Raw genomic sequence first — 15,768 nt, forward strand, 5'->3', positions numbered from 1 at the left:
TGGCCGCTGCCGACCAGCTCAAGCAGACGGCGTGACCGGAGACCGCAGGCCGAGCCACTGCTCGGCGTCCCAGGCATGGAACCGCTCCACCTCGGTGAACCCCAGCCTTGCCGCAAGGCGCATCGAGCCGACGTTGGCGGTTTGAGTGGTGAGCACCACCGGCTCGCCGGGAAGAACGCCGCCGAGCCAGTCGAGTGCCGCCGCGCACGCCTCGGCGGCGTACCCGAATCCCCACGCCCTTGGCAGAAACAGGTAGCCGAGGTCGACCTTCCCGATGGCAGCCGGGCGATGGTGCGCCGTTGCTCTCCTGAGCAGGATCTGGCCGATCATCGCCCCGTCGAGCTCAACGACGAAGCTCCCCGGCCACTGCTCGGGCACCACGGGCATCTCGCGCTCAAGCTCGCCAGGCAGGCGGGGACCACCGAGGTAACTGTTCACCTCTGGCGACGCCAACAGCTCGATGAAGGCGTCACGATCCCGGGTCTCGGGCTCACGGAGCACGAGCCGCTCGGTCCTGATCGGAGCAGGCGGCCAAGCCACGGCTTGCAGGTCTGCCATACGCGTCATCGGTCGAGGCTGTCACGCCTGGGTCATCGGAACCCCACCCAGCCAGCGCGAGTTGTCATTGTCGAACCGCGCTCACGGCGGCGCTGTCCGAGGGACACAGCCGGGCCTCTGCTGTAGGTAGCGTGCGGAAATGACAAGGAGCGCGCGAATCGCGGACCAGCTGGACCGGCATTGGCACAGGAACCTGCGTCCTCGGCTGCACGGTCTCGCCGATGAGGAGTACTTCTGGGAGCCGGTGCCTGGCTGCTGGAGCATCCGCCCACGTGGCACGTCGGTCGCATCGATGCCGGCGGGTTCGGGGGCATGGACGATGGACTTCGCGTCCCCTGACCCGGTGCCGGCGCCGGTGACCACGATTGCCTGGCGGCTGGCGCACATCATCGTCTCCTGCCTGGGCTACCGGGTCGGATGGCACTTCGGCGGCCAGAACGTCGACTCCCAGACATTCGCCTACGCGGCAACCGCTGACGAGGCGCTGAAACAGCTCGACGAGATGTACGGGACATGGAACACCGGCGTCCGCGAGCTCTCGGACGCCGACCTGGAGAACCCGCCCACGGTCGGTCCCGAACGGTTTCCCATGGAGGGCATCGTCCTGCACGTCAACAGGGAGCTCATCCATCACGGCGCCGAGATTTCCCTGCTGCGCGACCTCTACCGCTGGCAGGACGGGGCCGCGCGCGCATCCACCGGCAGATGACCGCACCGTTCGTGTGCTCAGCCAGCCGTCCTCAGCAGACAGTTGAGCGACGGCACCCGACCTTACGCCGACTGCTGATCGTTCACGGAGCCAAGGACCTTCGGCCCCGTACCGTGCTCTCACTGCCGGATGGCGTCACGGCCGTACGCGTTCCGATGACGTGCTCCAGCCCCGGCCACTGGGTGCCTGGAAAGCCCGGCGGCAAGGAGTACCGCTGTGGCGAGAGCAAACGCCTGGCCAAGGGCGAGAAGATGGAGTACGAGTTCGAGTTGCGCCTCGACGAGGCAGGCACCGGGCCGCAGAGGTGCGGCTGACCTTCCACACAGGCGTGGATCCCAACCCCGCCAACGACAGCGCGAAGATCACCATCATCGCGAGCGCTGACGGCGGGAGCGAGAGCCCCGGTGGGGATGACGGCCAGGGAGGCGGGGGCACCGATGGCTCGCTGCCGATCACCGGTGCCAAGGCTGGACTGATTGCCGGCATCGGTGGCGTACTGCTCGCCGCCGGCGCTGCGGGCTTCGTGGTGGCCCGCCGTCGCAGGACCCGCTTCGTCGCCTGATCTGTTTCCTGCGCCAACCGTGCCCCGTCGACCTCAGGTCGGCGGGGCACGGGCTCACCCGCATGAACTGCTGTGACTCACAAGGTCGTCGCCCTGACGTCGTGCGGAGTGCCGCAGCGATCAGTGATCTCGGTCCGGGTCGAGGAAGCACGACAGCAGCTGTCTGAACTCCCGCGGGTGCTCGATCGCCGGCACGTGCCCGCATCGACCGAACACGTGCAGACGGACGTCAGCCAGGTGTTCGAGCAGGGGCTGGGCTGCCGTCGCGAGCGGCGTGACCCGGTCCTCGACGCCGTGCACGAGCAGTACGGGCGCGCGCACCGTCGCCAGCGTCTGCGCCGAAAGAGTGAGATCGGTGGCCCATCGTGCCCTTGGTGGAGGGAACACCGACGCGAATGCCGCCGCCCCCGCCCGCATCGCGGACGCACGGGCGTCGACGGCCGAATCGGTCACGAGCGCCTGATCGAGGACGAGGCGACTGAGCATGTCCCGTGCCCCGGACGGGCCGGCGGGGGCGGCCCAGACCGCGTCGAGGTCGGCGGAGAGCGGCGCCCCGGGGGCGCCCATCGTCGAGACCGCCACGACACGGGTGACCTGCTGGGGGCGTGCGGCCGCCAACGCCAGCGCCACGGCACCGCCCATGGAGTGACCCACCACGGCGTAATGCTCGATACCGAGGGCATCCATCAGGCTTGCGGCCTGCTCCGTCCACAGCCGGAGCCCACCCCTGGAGCCTGCCGGGAGGGGTGTGCGGCCGAACCCCGCCTGGTCAGGAGCTACCACGCGCCAGGACGCGCCCAGCGCCTGCGCCGTCGTTGCCCAGGCGCCGGACCCGGTCGTGCCGGGTCCGGAGCCGTGCAGCATCAGCACCGCGGGCCCCGTGCCGCTGTCCAGGACGTGGACGGGGGAACCGTCGACTGCGACGGTCCGAAGTGCGGTCACCAGGGCAGGTCGGATGTGCTCATGCCGACGCGGGGTCGACGGACTTCGAGAAGAGCTCCATCATCGCCCTGCCGAACTGCGGCATGTCGGGCCAACCCCGGCAGGAGACGAGGTTGCCGTCCACGACGTCGGGAGCGTCGATGACCGTCGCGCCCGCGTTCTCCATGTCACCGGTGATGGGGGGGAAACACGCGGTCTTTCGACCCTTCAGCAGCCCGTACACCGCTGGCACCTGCGCGCCGTGGCACACCAGCGCGATGGGAAGGTTGCGCGCGAAGAAGTGCTCGGTGATGCGCCTGACGTCGGCGTCGACCCGGATCCACTCGGGGGCTCGTCCCCCGGGGATGATGAGGGCGTCATAGCGCTCGACGTCGACGTCGGCCCAGGGCACGTCGACCGGCAGCTTGCGGCCGTTCTTCTCCACGTAGGCGTCGGAGTTGGGGTCGAACTCGTGGATGACCAGTTGCACGTCGCGCATCGTCCGTGACGAGACGTCGACGTCCCAGCCGCCCTCCTGCACGCGGTAGTAGGGATACATGGTGTCGAGCTCCTCGGCGGCATCGCCGGTCAGGAGCAGCGCTCTGGGCACCTACTTCTCCTCGCATCTAGGGGCGGGTGAGGTGGATCCAATCCGATCCGATCAGGATTGAGTCAGCATTCCTGGGCCCAGCGCGCCCGTCAAGCCTCTACCGTCATTCCGTCCGCGTGCTCGATCTCGTTGAACAATCGTCGGAAACGCTCACCGGATCGCAGGATGTGCCGACGCATCGCGTAGGCGGCGGCGTCGGGGTCACGCGCGGCGATCGCGGTCACGACGTCCTCGTGCTCGGCCATGGCCTGGTGCGTGACCTGGGTGTCGTGGTGAAGCCGGAAGAGGTGCACGTGGCTGTGCAGGCGAGCGAGCGTTTCACGGATGACCTGGTTCTCCGCGCTCAGGGCGACGAGATCGTGGAAGGCCGCGTCGCGTAGCCCGAAGGCGCCGTAGGCCAGCGGTCCGCTGCCCCCCTCCAGCTCCGCCATCTCCTCCAGCATCCGTCGCAGACCCGCAACCTGCTCCGAGGAGGCGCGTTCGGCGGATCTGCGCGCCGCTGCCGGCTCGAGGAGCAGGCGGACCTCGAGCATGTCCTCGAACCGGTGACGGGTTATCTGGGGAGGAATGCGGTAGCCGGCATGGGGCACCCGCACGACCAGACCCTCGGCCTCCATCCGGTTCAGAGCGTCTCGGATCGGCGTCTGCGAGACTCCCAGTTCCCGGGCCAGGACGTCGATCGTGACGCGGGAGCCAGGCTCGATCCGTAGCGACATCAGCTGTCCGAGCAGCGTGTCGTACACCTCGTCGGCGAGCCGGCCGCCAGATCTTCCCGCCGGCGTTCCGCCCGTCACGGCCCTGCGGCCCCGCGCGATCATCGCTTCGTCGTCCATCGTGACGTGAGGTCCCTTCCTGCGCCTTCGCGAAACTATTGACATCAGTCACAACGCTGCGGCATGCTGACGCCCCCACGCGATCGTATAGGAAAAGTGACGCACGCCCGCCATCCTGTACATCGCGGCACCACCCGCCACCGCTTCACTTCGATCACCTGAAACTCCCACGAGCATGCTCGACGTCCCGCTCGGGTCGTCACCGGGTCGCAGCTGAACCGAAGGACTCTCCCGACGGCAGGCAGACCCGGCACTCGCGGCGTACTCGTGACGCCGGTCCGCGGGTCGGTCCCCGTGGCAGCCCGGCAACGCGCCTGAACAACCCAGCAACTGCTCGGCGAAGCACATAGCGAGGCCTTAGAAGTTCCCACCCAGAAAGCAGGCAATAAGATGCGGTATCTGAAGCGAACAGGACGATTGTCCGATCCCGGCCGAAAGGTGCAGCTGGCGACCCTGGCCATGCTGCTGGTGGCCACGACCGCGACGGCGTGCGGCGATGGCAAGGACGACGGCGAGAAGGCGAGCGCCCCCAAGGCGCCGGCGACCATCCCGGAGCTCACCAAGGATCCGCTGACGCTCAGCTTCATCTGGTTCGACTGGCCGCCCGCCAAGGCACTGGAAGCCTTCGCGAACGCGGAGTACAAGAAGGAACGGCCGAACGCGACCATCAAGGTCAACACCGTGCCGAACGCGAACTGGCACGACGCCATGTTCACCCAGTTCGCGGCGCGAAAGACCGACTTCGACATCGCGATCCTGGACTCGCAACACATCGGCGAGGCCGTGACGAACGGCAACATCCTCGACATCACCGACTTCGTCAAGAAGAACATCGACGTCACCGCCTACGACCCGTACCTCCTGGCGGCCTACGGCCAGTACCCCCAGGCGGAGACCGGCAAGCGCGACGAGAACGCCAGCCTGTACGGACTACCGCTGCTCGGCGACACCTGGACGATGATCTACCGCAAGGACCTGATCGGTGCCAAGCCACCGCAGACCTGGGACGAGATGATCGCGGCCGCCACGAAATGCCAGGCGGACAACCCTGGCGTCAGCGGGCTGGCCTTCCACCAGGCCAACGGCTCCGACGCCGCGGCCGTCACCTACAACACGGTGAACGGCGTCTACGGCGGCAACCTCTGGGACTCCAAGGCGCGCAAGATCGAGGGTGTCCTCAACGACACCGCGGGCCAGGAGGCGATGGACGTCCTGGTCAACAAGATGAAGCCGCTGACCGCCAAGGGTTCCGGCAACTGGTTCATCGACGAGGTGAACGCGGCGGTCGCCCAGGGCAAGGCGTGCATCGCGTTCAACTGGATCGCCGCGAGCGGCGGCCTGCTCGATCCGAAGCAGTCGACGCTCGGTACCAGCCGGGAGAAGATTCTCGACAAGCTGGGTTTTGCCACCCTGCCGAGCCAGAAGACGAACCTGGTCCCCCTCGGCGGCATGGGGATGCACGTGTCGGCCTACTCCGCCAAGGACAACCAGGCCGAGGCCCTGAACTTCATGGAGTGGTTCGAACGGGCTGACATCCAGAAGAAGTGGGCCGCGGCTGGTGGCGTGCCATCGCGTACGGACGCAATCCAGTCACCCGAGTTCCTCAACGCCGGGCCGTTCAACAAGGTGTACGCCGACTCGGTGCCGCGGATGCGGGACATGTGGAACGTGCCCGAGTACGCGCGCCTCGTCGACATCGAGAACACCAACGTGAACGCGGCTCTCAACGGCGCCAAGAAGCCCAAGGATGCGCTCGACGACATCGCCAAGGAGCAGCAGGGCGTGCTCGACTCCGGCAACCGCAAGGGTGGCGGCGGACTGTGAGTGACCCCGCCCCTCTGACTACCGACGATCCCGGGCAGGTGGCGTCCGCAAGGCCGCCTGCCCGGGGTCGGGCCCCTCGGCTGAGCGACCGCGGGCTCGCCGTTGCCTTCATCTCCCCCGCGATGCTGCTGCTGCTCGCCATGTCGGTGTTCCCGTTGCTGTGGGCGTTGTACCTGTCTTTCACCGACTACTCCGCCACCCGCGGGGGGCCGGCCGATTTCATCGGATTCGGGAACTACACCGCCATCCTGACGTCGGCGCAGGTCCACACGAGGGCCCTGACGACGTTGATCTACGTGGTCGGCGCGGTCGGCCTTCAGACCGTGCTCGGATTCGGCATCGCCTACCTGATCTCACGGCGCACACATGGGCGAGGAGTGCTGACCACCCTGTTCCTGGTGCCGATGATGCTGTCGCCGGTCGTGGTCGGGCTGTTCTGGCGATTCATGCTCGACGCACAGTTCGGCGTGGTCAACAGCATGCTCGGCTCACTCGGTCTGGGGCAGGTGGAGTGGCTCACCCGCCAGCGGACGGCACTGCTGTCCCTGATCGTGGTCGACACCTGGCAATGGACGCCGTTCATCATGCTCATCGCGCTCGCGGGCCTCACCGCGGTTCCCAAGTACCTCTATGAGGCCGCCTCGATCGACCGGGCGTCCGAATGGTTCCGGTTCCGCACCATCACGCTTCCGCTGGTGTGGCCGCTGCTCCTCATCGCCGTGATGTTCAGGGCCATCGAGGCATTCCGGCTGTTCGACCTCGTCTACATCCTCACCAACGGAGGCCCGGGTGTTTCTACCGAGACGTTGTCGTTCCACATCTACAAGGTCGCGTTCCTGGGCTTCAACACCGGAACCGCTTCGGCGTACGGAATCCTCATGGTCCTCGTCGTCATCGTCCTCACGCAGTTCTACCTGCGCTATCTGAACAAGCTCAAGGAGGGCTGATGGCCGTCTCCGTCGACGAGGCAGTGGCCACGGGTCCTGCCCGGGATCACACGCCCCCCGCGCGCCGCCTCGGCAGCCGAGGCCGCTCCGTGCTGGAGGTCGCGCTGCTGACCGCGCTGGCCGTCGTGATGCTCTTTCCGGTGCTGTGGATGATCGAAACGTCCATCAAGGAGAACAGGGACGTCTACGCCATCCCGGCCAAGTTCTTCGACTTCAAGATCACTCTGAGTCATTACAAAGACGTGTTCGTCTCCCCCGGCGGCGGTCGCTCGGCCCTGTCCGTCTCGTTCCTCAACTCTGTCGTGGTGGCCGGAGCCTCCACGGTGCTGGCCACCGTGCTGGGGGTCCCGGCGGCCTGGGCCTACTCACGCTTCGCCGTGAAGGCCAAGAAGGACCAACTGTTCTTCATCCTGTCCACGCGCTTCATGCCGCCCGTGGTGGTCGTGATCCCGATCTTCCTCATGTACCGCCAGGTCGGACTCATCGACAACAAGCTCGGCCTGATCCTCATCTACACGGCGTTCAACGTCCCGTTCACGATCTGGATGATGAAGGGGTTCGTCGACGAGGTGCCCGCGGAGTACGAGGATGCCGCCATGCTCGACGGCTACACCCGTCTGCAGGCGTTCCGGCGCTTCACCCTTCCCCTGCTCGTGCCCGGCATCGCCGCGACGGCGGTCTTCGCGCTCATCTTCTCGTGGAACGAGTTCGTGTTCGCCACCTTCCTCACCTCCAGCGACGACGTCCGGACGGCCCCACCCGCCATCGCCGGCCTGATCGGCGGCACCACCACGGACTGGGGCCTCGTGGCCGCCGCCTCCGTGGTGTTCGCCCTACCGGTGCTCGTCTTCGCGTACCTGGTGCGCAAGCACCTCATCGCCGGCGTGACGCTCGGGGCGGTGCGACGCTGATGGCGGGCATCGAGGTGACAGCGCTGCACAAGCGCTACCCGGACGGGACGGTCGCGGTCGAACACGTGGACCTGTCCATCGGCCACGGCGAGCTGTTCGTGATGCTCGGCCCTTCGGGCTGCGGCAAGACGACCACGCTGCGGGCCATAGCCGGCCTGGAGAGGCAGACGACGGGCGACATCCGCATCGGCGACACGCTGGTCAACGACCTACCGCCCGCCGAACGCGACATCGCCATGGTGTTCCAGTTCTACGCCCTCTACCCGCACCTGAAGACCCGCGACAACCTGGCGTTCCCGCTGCGGGCCGAGGGACTGCCCAAGCAGGAGGTGCACGAGCGGGTCAACGAGGCCGCCCGGCTGATGCAGCTCGGTCCGCTCCTGGACCGGCGACCCCGCCAGCTGTCCGGCGGCGAGCAGCAGCGCGTCGCGCTCGCTCGCGCCCTGGTACGGCGACCGCGCGCGTTCCTCATGGACGAACCTCTCACCAACCTGGACGCGGAGCTGAGGGCGGACATGCGCACGGAGATCAAGCACCTGCAGGGGGAACTGGGCGCCACGATGGTCTACGTCACCCACGACCAGGTCGAGGCGATGTCGCTCGGTCACCGAATCGCCATCCTCAACAAGGGCCGCGTCGAGCAGATCGGCACGCCGCTGGAGGTCTACGACCGTCCGGCGAGTCTCTTCTGCGCCTCATTCATCGGCTCCCCGCCGATGAACCTCATCGAGGTGGAGGTGGCCGACGGGAAGCTGCGCGGTGAGGGCGGACTGGTCCTCACGCCACCGCCGGGCCTGCCGCGCGACCGTGGCCTGATCGCGGGCGTCCGGCCGGAGGCGCTGGAAGTCACCGAACCCGGGGCGGAACACTCGGTCCCGGCCCGCGTGGTCTCGGCGGAGTGGCTGGGCGACGAAATCATCTACGTGGTCGACCACGGCGGCCAGCGCGACGTACGGGTTCGGATGCCACCGACCGTCCGTTTCGCCGCTGACGCAACCGTCGGGTTGCGGCACACCGGCGGCACCCCGGCGGTCTACGACGTGAGCACGGAAGAGCTGGTGGCCTGATGGGAACCGTGGCAGCGCACGGGCTGCGCAAGTCCTTCGGAAAAGTCCAGGCCCTCGACGGGGTGACGCTGGACGTGCCGGACGGCTCGTTCTTCGTCGTGCTGGGGCCCTCCGGGGCAGGCAAGACGACGACCCTGCGAGCGATCGCCGGCCTTGACAAGCTTGACGCCGGGTCGGTGCATCTGGACGGCAGGGACGCGACCGGTGACACCCCGGCCGCACGCGACCTGGCCATGGTCTTCCAGAGTTACGCCCTCTACCCGCGACACACGGTGTACGAGAACATCGCTTCGCCGCTGCGGGCACGTCGCTGTTCGTCGAGCGAGATCGCCGCTGCCGTCGAGCAGATGTCGAACCTGCTGCACATCGAACGGTTGCTGCAGCGTCGTCCGGCGCAGTTGTCGGGTGGTGAGATGCAGCGCGTCGCCCTGGCCCGGGCGCTGGTCCGTAGTCCGCGCGCGTTCCTCATGGACGAGCCGCTGACGAATCTCGACCTCAAGCTCCGCGTCGAGATGCGCACCGAGCTCACCCGCATCCACCGCAGCCTCGGAGCGACCTTCGTCTACGTGACCAACGACCAGGTCGAGGCTCTGTCCATGGCCGACCAGGTCGCGGTCCTGAAGGAGGGGACTGTGCAACAGGTCGGAACACCGACCGAGGTGTACGAGCGCCCAGCCAACCAGTGGGTCGCGGGATTCGTCGGGAGCCCGCCGATCAGCCTGCTCGCCTGCCGTGCCGAGGGAGATCGTCTGGTCGGTGCCGAGGGCTGGACGCTGCCGCGGCCCCGCTGGACCACGGCTGAGGACGGTCGTGAGCTGATGCTGGGCCTGCGGTCGGAGGACCTGTCCGTCGAGCAGCGTGGGAGCGCGTCGTTGTCGGGCGAGCTCTACGGGCTTGAGCCGCTCGGTGACCGGACGGTGGTCGACGTCCGGGTCGGGACGGAGATCCTCAAGGTCAAGGCCCGACCCACAGTCGCGGGTACGCCGGGCGAGCGGGTGCTTGTCACCGTCGACCTGGACCGTGCGCACCTGTTCGACGCGGGCACCGGGGTGTCGCTGTCCGAGGCTGGGCGGTAACGGCGCCGGGCGGCGACGGCGACATGCGCCCGTACGTGGCAGTCGAGCCCGCCTCGCCCGCGACGAGGGCGTGTGACCCGTCCGTCTACGCGCACAGCGCGATCGCTGAGGCACGCCGGACATCACGAGGAAGATCACAGGAGGCGACGCGATGAGTGACCCGATGAACGTGCTGGCCCCCGAGTATCGGCGGCTCCGGATCGGCGACGCGTGGCGCGACGCCGCAAGCGGAGCCACCTTCGCCGTCGAGGACCCCGCCACCGGCAAGACCATCGCCGAGGTGGCGGACGCTGACGTCGTCGACGGGCTCGCCGCCCTGGACGCGGCGAGCAGGGCAATGGCGGAGTGGGCGGCCACCCCGCCACGGAAACGGTCAGAGTTGTTGACCGCGACGTACCGGGCACTGACCGAGCGATCCGAGGAGGTCGCCCGGCTGATCACGCTGGAGATGGGCAAGCCGCTCGCCGAGGCTCGGGGAGAGGTGGCCTACGGTGCCGAGTTCTTCCGTTGGTTCGCCGAGGAGGCGGTGCGCGTCGAAGGGCGCTACAGCATCGCTCCCGCAGGTGGATACCGCATCCTCACCGTGCCGAAGCCGGTCGGACCGTGCGTCTTCGTGACGCCCTGGAACTTCCCGTTGGCCATGGGTGCCCGCAAGATCGCTCCTGCGCTGGCTGCCGGCTGCACGACGATCACCAAGCCAGCAGGTCAGACGCCGCTCACCATGCTGCTCCTGGCCCGCATCATGGAGGAGGTCGGCGTTCCCCCGGGCGTCGTCAACGTGGTGACCACCAAGCGTTCCGGCGCGGTGGTCTCCGCACTGCTGGCCGACAGTCGGACCCGCAAGCTGTCCTTCACCGGGTCGACCGAGGTCGGGCGCGTCCTGCTACGACAGGCCTCGGACAATGTGCTGCGCACCTCCATGGAACTGGGCGGCAACGCCGCCCTGATCGTGTGCGCCGACGCTGACCTGGACGTCGCGCTCGACGGTGCCATGGTGGCCAAGATGCGCAACATCGGGGAGTCCTGCATCGCGGCCAACCGGATCTACGTCGAGGAGCCGGTGCGCGAGGAATTCACGGCGCGCTTCGCCGAGCGGATGGGCGCTCTCTCGGTGGGCCATGGTCTCGACGACGGCGTGAACGTCGGGGCGTTGATCGACGAGGCCTCGGTCACCACGATCGACGGGCTCGTCGCCGATGCGGTCGATCGCGGCGCACGGGTCCTGGTGGGCGGCGAGCGTCCCGATGGGCCGGGTCACTTCTACCCGCCCACGGTCCTCGTCGACGTGCCCGAGGATGCGCGGATGCTGCGGGAGGAGATCTTCGGCCCGGTGGCGCCGATCATCTCGTTCACGTCCGATGACGAGGTGATGGCGAAGGCCAACGACACCGAGCACGGCCTGGCCGGATACGTCTTCACCCGTGACCTCCAGCGGGCGCTCCGGTTCGCCGAGGGGCTGGACACGGGGATGCTCGGCATCAACCGTGGTCTGATATCGGATCCGTCAGCTCCGTTCGGCGGCGTGAAGCAGTCCGGGATCGGCAAGGAGGGGTCGCACGAGGGCGTCCTCGAGTACCTCGACCTCACCTACGTGGCGATCGACCTACCGTGACCGGCCTGCTGCCCCGGGGGCCCGCCGCGCGCGTCTGCGCCACCCGGGCGGCCAACCTCGCCGACGCCGTCCCGGTCTCGCAGGTGACCTGGACGTCCACCCAGCACATCGCCGCCGACGTTCCGGAGAGGCACTGCCATGCTTGAGACCGTCCGCGGACCACGCCAGCTGATAGTGGGCGAAGGGGTCGCGCAGAACATCCCCCGAGTGGTGGCCGAGAGTGGCTCGCGAGTCCTCATCGTGACCGACCAGGTTCTCCTGCGGCAGCCAGGCGTGGCCGAGATCGTGGCCGCCGTACGGGAGAAGGTCGAGGCCGTCGAGGTGTTCTCCGACGCGACCTCAGACGTGCCTCTCTCCGATGTCGCCCTGGCCGTCTCGGCCGCCGCCGAGGTGAACGCCGACGTGATCCTCGCCATCGGGGGTGGCACGGTGATCGACCTCGCCAAAATCGTCGGCGTCATCCGGCGCCACGGTGGGACACCGCGTGACTTCTACGGCGAGTCGAGGGTGCCGGGGCCGACGATCCCTCTCGTCGCGGTCCCCACGACGTCCGGCACCGGTTCCGAGCTCACACCCGTCTCGGTGTTGACCGACCCGGACCGCGAGCTGAAGGTGGGGGTTTCCAGCGTCCACATCGTCCCCGACTTCGCCATCGTCGACCCCGAACTCACCTACACCTGCCCGGCGACCGTCACCGCCCACTCCGGTATCGACGCGTTCTGTCACGCCGTGGAGAGCTACACCGCCCGGCCTCGGGCCCACGGACCGCGCGACCCGGTGGAGCAGGTGTTCCTCGGCCGCAACCCGATCACCGACCACTACGCGCTCCGCGCTGCGGAACGCATCGCCCGTAGCTTGCGCCGTGTGGTCAGGGACGGAAGCGACACAGCCGCGCGCGCGGACATGTCCTATGGATCCATGCTCGCCGGGATCGCATTTTCCCACGCGGGCAACGCGGCCCCGCACGCTCTCCAGTACCCCATCGGCGCAGCCACGCACACGCCGCACGGCCTGGGCGTCGGACTGCTACTGCCCTACGCGCTGGACGCGGCCAGGGATGCCATCACAGACCGGTTGGCCATCCTCGCCCGGGTGTGCGGGCTCGACGTCACCGACGCCTCCGACGCCGAAGCCGCAGACACGTTCCTCACCTGGCTCGACGGGCTCCTTGCCGACATCGGTATCCCTGCCACCTTGGCGGACATCGGCGTGGCACGCGCCGACCTCCCGCGCTTCGCGGAGATGGCCAGTGGTGTCACCCGCCTGATCCAGAACCACCCGGGCCCGAGCGACACCGCCAGCCTGACCGCGATCCTCGAAGCGGCCTGGACCGGGGACCGGACCCGACACGCCCTGACTCCGAGCAGAGAGTGACCAGCCCTTCCCGAGACGACGACCACCCTGCTCTACCCAGGGCGTCGGAATGCTCGGCTACGCCATCGCGCCCGACGTCGTAGCCGTCCTCCGGTAGGGCGTATCCGGCAGGAGCCGGGTGTCCGCCTGACCACCACCAGGTCACGGCTGTTTCTCTGGCCGGCCATCAACGACGTTGGGCAGGTCGCCGACCTCTGCGGGCATGCCGGCACGACCGTGACCGACGTCGTGCCGCGCACCATCGCGCGGGCCGTGTGGTCCCCACCTCTTGGCATTGGGTGGACGGCAACCGTCCCCGAGGATCAGGGACGGGCCGTAGGCCATCGGCGTGCCGACATGCAGCACCCTTGACACATAATGGTCCCCTCCTGGATTGGTAGACGACCTTCAGCGTGGCGCTCATCAATGGATTGCGTGCACCCAGATCGCCGCCCGTAACGAAGCCGTAAGAACACCGTTCCGCGTACTGCTGGGCGATGACCAGCCGTCCTCGATGAGGTCCCACCCGCTGACATCGGGATGAATCACCACCACCGGACCAGCGCGACGCCGTAGCCGCACCCTGGCGGTCCCCCGGCGCCGCCGCCGACGGCGGCCGGTTGACCTCCGCGCGCTACCTGGCGACGATCATCCGTACCACCATCTCGTACGCCGGCAGACCGCACCGAATCCGACACCGAGAGGGCTACCCGTCAGCCCGGCATGCGACGCTCAAGCTTCACGACCAACGAGCCACGCCGTTGTGGCCCCCGGACACCACCGCCATCGCCGCACAAGTCCTGGCCGGACAGTCCGCCCCCAAACCCACACCCCTTGTGCCCGGAGGAACGCAGACCATGGACCACGCTTCTCAGCTCATTCAGGAGCGGAGTGCCCCGCCGGCCACGCTGGTGATCTTCGGTGCCTCCGGTGACCTGACCCGGCGTAAGCTGCTGCCCGCAATCGAGAGCCTGGCTCGGCACGAGCGGCTCCCGGACCAGTTCGCGCTGGTCGGCGTCGCGCGTACGTCGATGACCGACGAGCAGTTCGCCGAGAGCGCCCTCGGTGCACGCACCCTCGCCAGCAAACGCCAGCTCCAGAGCGGCGTGCGGTACGTGGCCGGCGGCTACGACGATCCGGAGACGTACAAGCGGCTCGTGGAGACCCTCGACGAGCTCGACGCACAGCGGGGCACGTCCGGCAACCGGCTCTTCTACCTGTCCACCCCCGCCGGGGCCTTCGAGCCGGTGATCAACGGACTGGCCGGTGTCGGGCTCAACCAGCCACGCGAAGGCTCCTTCTCCCGCCTGGTCATCGAGAAGCCGTACGGACGCGACCTGGCCACCGCCCGCGAGCTCGACGGCGTCGTGCACAGCGCGTTCGACGAGCACCAGGTCTTTCGTATCGATCACTATCTGGGCAAGGACACCGTCCAGAACGTGCTGGCGCTGCGCTTCGCGAACTCGATCTTCCAACCCATCTGGGATCGCTCCTGGGTCGACCACGTGCAGATCACCGTCGCCGAGACCCTCGGCGTCGGCAGCCGCGGCGGCTTCTACGAGGACGCCGGCGCGATGCGGGACATCGTGCAGAACCACGTGCTCCAGGTCCTCGCGCTGGCGCTGATGGAGCCACCGGCCTCCTTCGAGGCTGAGGGCCTGCGCAACGAGAAGGTGAAGCTGCTGCAGGCGATCCGGCTCCCCACCGACCGGGACATCGCCGAGGCCGCGGTCCGGGGACAGTACACCCGGGGCGGCACCCGCGAGGAGCTGATGGCCGGCTACCGCGAGGAGACCGGCGTCGACCCTCTGTCGCGGACCGAGACCTACGCGGCGATGCGACTCAACGTGGACAACTGGCGCTGGGCCGGGGTGCCGTTCTACGTACGCACCGGCAAGCGCCTGCCGGCCCGGCTCACCGAGGTGGCACTGCAGTTCCAGCGGCCGCCGCACCTACCGATCCCGACCGATCAGCTCACCGGCCTCGATGCTGACGCGCTGATCCTGCGGATCCAGCCGAACGAGGGCATCTCGCTGCGCTTCGGCGCCAAGGTGCCGGGCCACTCCTTCCGGGTCCGCACCGCCACGATGGAGTTCTCCTACGACCAGACGTTCGTCGAGGAGTCCCCGGAGGCGTACGAGCGTCTGCTCCTGGACGCGCTGATCGGCGACGCGTCACTCTTCATCCGCAGCGACGAGGTGCAGCAGTGCTGGCGGATCGTCGACCCGATCATCGACCACTGGGAGAAGGACAACTCGCCGATCCCCACCTACGAGGCCGCCTCCTGGGGGCCGACCGACGCCGACCGGCTCATCGGCCGGCACGGCCGCAAGTGGCGCAACTCCGCGTGACCCTGCGTCACCCCGGGCTGCTGGAGCACGAGATGATCTTCTTCAACGCGGGCGAGCCGCCCTGGTAGAGGGCGGCCTACGGCGTCCGGTGACGGCGGTGGTGGACGATCAGCGCGACCGCGCTGAGCACCGCCACCAAGCCGAACGCCGAGCTGACCCACTGGTTGTCCGCCGCGGTCGAGAGCACCACGTTGGCCGCCGCGCTGACGAAGAGCACCAGCCACAGCAGCGGGCGCAGCAGGCCACCCGGCCTTTTCGGTGCGGCGACCGGGGCTTCGGTGATGCGGTACGGATCGGTCATGACTGCCTCCTTCGGCGAATGTTTCCTGACGCCGTCAACGCTAGGGACGCGGCGCGGCGGAGACGATCCCGCCAGCTCGACGACAGTGGTACAGCAGGCTGTACCTTCCGCCCCGACGTCGCCGGGCGGGGCC

The 15,768-nt window shown here is 68.3% G+C and carries 17 protein-coding genes; 12 read left to right on the top strand and 5 right to left on the bottom strand.

Going from position 1 to position 15,768, the window contains the following annotated elements; all coding sequences use genetic code 11:
• Positions 1 to 18: 18 nt before the first annotated feature.
• The gene (locus tag ACFYPG_RS23440; RefSeq protein ID WP_387353866.1) at positions 19 to 567 is read right to left on the bottom strand and encodes a GNAT family N-acetyltransferase; all 549 of its coding nucleotides are present in this window, start codon (positions 565 to 567) and stop codon (positions 19 to 21) included.
• Positions 568 to 697: 130 nt separating this feature from the next.
• Between ACFYPG_RS23440 and ACFYPG_RS23445 the strand changes: the two genes are divergently transcribed.
• The 3 genes from ACFYPG_RS23445 (at position 698) to ACFYPG_RS23455 (ending at position 1,829) form a co-directional block, all read left to right on the top strand.
• Positions 698 to 1,267 (top strand): DinB family protein, encoded by a 570-nt coding sequence (locus ACFYPG_RS23445; RefSeq protein WP_387353867.1) that lies wholly within the window; start codon positions 698 to 700, stop codon positions 1,265 to 1,267.
• A 155-nt stretch (positions 1,268 to 1,422) separates the two neighbouring features.
• Positions 1,423 to 1,581 carry a hypothetical protein gene (locus ACFYPG_RS23450; protein ID WP_387353868.1) on the top strand — a complete coding sequence of 53 codons (159 nt, stop codon included), beginning with the start codon at positions 1,423 to 1,425 and terminating at the stop codon, positions 1,579 to 1,581.
• A complete protein-coding gene (locus tag ACFYPG_RS23455; protein ID WP_387353869.1) occupies positions 1,572 to 1,829 on the top strand; it encodes an LPXTG cell wall anchor domain-containing protein in 258 nt (85 codons plus the stop codon). Before ACFYPG_RS23450 ends, ACFYPG_RS23455 begins: the two co-directional genes overlap by 10 nt.
• A 120-nt stretch (positions 1,830 to 1,949) precedes the next feature.
• Here the strand turns inward: ACFYPG_RS23455 and ACFYPG_RS23460 are convergent, their stop codons facing one another.
• From ACFYPG_RS23460 to ACFYPG_RS23470, 3 genes are all read right to left on the bottom strand, one after another.
• Positions 1,950 to 2,693 carry an alpha/beta fold hydrolase gene (locus ACFYPG_RS23460; protein ID WP_387353944.1) on the bottom strand — a complete coding sequence of 248 codons (744 nt, stop codon included), beginning with the start codon at positions 2,691 to 2,693 and terminating at the stop codon, positions 1,950 to 1,952.
• Positions 2,694 to 2,790: 97 nt separating this feature from the next.
• Positions 2,791 to 3,360, bottom strand: coding sequence for a DJ-1/PfpI family protein (locus ACFYPG_RS23465; protein ID WP_355008528.1), 570 nt, complete (start codon positions 3,358 to 3,360; stop codon positions 2,791 to 2,793).
• 89 nt (positions 3,361 to 3,449) lie between these two features.
• Complete coding sequence (locus ACFYPG_RS23470; RefSeq protein WP_355008527.1) at positions 3,450 to 4,193, bottom strand: GntR family transcriptional regulator; 744 nt, start codon at positions 4,191 to 4,193, stop codon at positions 3,450 to 3,452.
• Between the two features lie 438 nt (positions 4,194 to 4,631).
• Between ACFYPG_RS23470 and ACFYPG_RS23475 the strand changes: the two genes are divergently transcribed.
• From ACFYPG_RS23475 to zwf, 9 genes are all read left to right on the top strand, one after another.
• On the top strand, positions 4,632 to 6,017 hold the full coding sequence (locus ACFYPG_RS23475; RefSeq protein ID WP_355008526.1) for an extracellular solute-binding protein: 1,386 nt from the start codon (positions 4,632 to 4,634) through the stop codon (positions 6,015 to 6,017).
• Between the two features lie 122 nt (positions 6,018 to 6,139).
• Positions 6,140 to 6,964, top strand: a complete 825-nt coding sequence (locus ACFYPG_RS23480) for a sugar ABC transporter permease (protein ID WP_355008525.1) — start codon at positions 6,140 to 6,142, stop codon at positions 6,962 to 6,964.
• Entirely contained in the window at positions 6,964 to 7,875 is a 912-nt protein-coding gene (locus ACFYPG_RS23485; protein WP_355008524.1) for a carbohydrate ABC transporter permease, read from the top strand. The genes ACFYPG_RS23480 and ACFYPG_RS23485 overlap by 1 nt, the downstream gene beginning before the upstream one ends.
• A complete protein-coding gene (locus ACFYPG_RS23490) occupies positions 7,875 to 8,942 on the top strand; it encodes an ABC transporter ATP-binding protein (protein ID WP_387353870.1) in 1,068 nt (355 codons plus the stop codon). The genes ACFYPG_RS23485 and ACFYPG_RS23490 overlap by 1 nt, the downstream gene beginning before the upstream one ends.
• Positions 8,942 to 10,018: an ABC transporter ATP-binding protein gene (locus ACFYPG_RS23495; RefSeq protein WP_355008522.1), complete on the top strand. Its 1,077-nt coding sequence runs from the start codon at positions 8,942 to 8,944 to the stop codon at positions 10,016 to 10,018. The genes ACFYPG_RS23490 and ACFYPG_RS23495 overlap by 1 nt, the downstream gene beginning before the upstream one ends.
• 151 nt (positions 10,019 to 10,169) lie before the next feature.
• A complete protein-coding gene (locus ACFYPG_RS23500; protein WP_355008521.1) occupies positions 10,170 to 11,630 on the top strand; it encodes an NAD-dependent succinate-semialdehyde dehydrogenase in 1,461 nt (486 codons plus the stop codon).
• Entirely contained in the window at positions 11,627 to 11,776 is a 150-nt protein-coding gene (locus tag ACFYPG_RS23505) for a hypothetical protein (RefSeq protein ID WP_355008520.1), read from the top strand. Before ACFYPG_RS23500 ends, ACFYPG_RS23505 begins: the two co-directional genes overlap by 4 nt.
• Positions 11,769 to 13,004, top strand: coding sequence for an iron-containing alcohol dehydrogenase (locus ACFYPG_RS23510; RefSeq protein ID WP_357203547.1), 1,236 nt, complete (start codon positions 11,769 to 11,771; stop codon positions 13,002 to 13,004). The genes ACFYPG_RS23505 and ACFYPG_RS23510 overlap by 8 nt, the downstream gene beginning before the upstream one ends.
• A gap of 836 nt (positions 13,005 to 13,840) precedes the next feature.
• The gene (gene zwf, locus ACFYPG_RS23515; protein ID WP_357203553.1) at positions 13,841 to 15,334 is read left to right on the top strand and encodes a glucose-6-phosphate dehydrogenase; all 1,494 of its coding nucleotides are present in this window, start codon (positions 13,841 to 13,843) and stop codon (positions 15,332 to 15,334) included.
• A gap of 76 nt (positions 15,335 to 15,410) precedes the next feature.
• Here the strand turns inward: zwf and ACFYPG_RS23520 are convergent, their stop codons facing one another.
• Positions 15,411 to 15,635 carry a hypothetical protein gene (locus ACFYPG_RS23520; RefSeq protein WP_387353871.1) on the bottom strand — a complete coding sequence of 75 codons (225 nt, stop codon included), beginning with the start codon at positions 15,633 to 15,635 and terminating at the stop codon, positions 15,411 to 15,413.
• Positions 15,636 to 15,768 lie beyond the last annotated feature (133 nt).

It is taken from the genome of Micromonospora sp. NPDC005553, assembly GCF_042871765.1.
In the GTDB taxonomy this organism is placed as follows: domain Bacteria; phylum Actinomycetota; class Actinomycetes; order Mycobacteriales; family Micromonosporaceae; genus Micromonospora.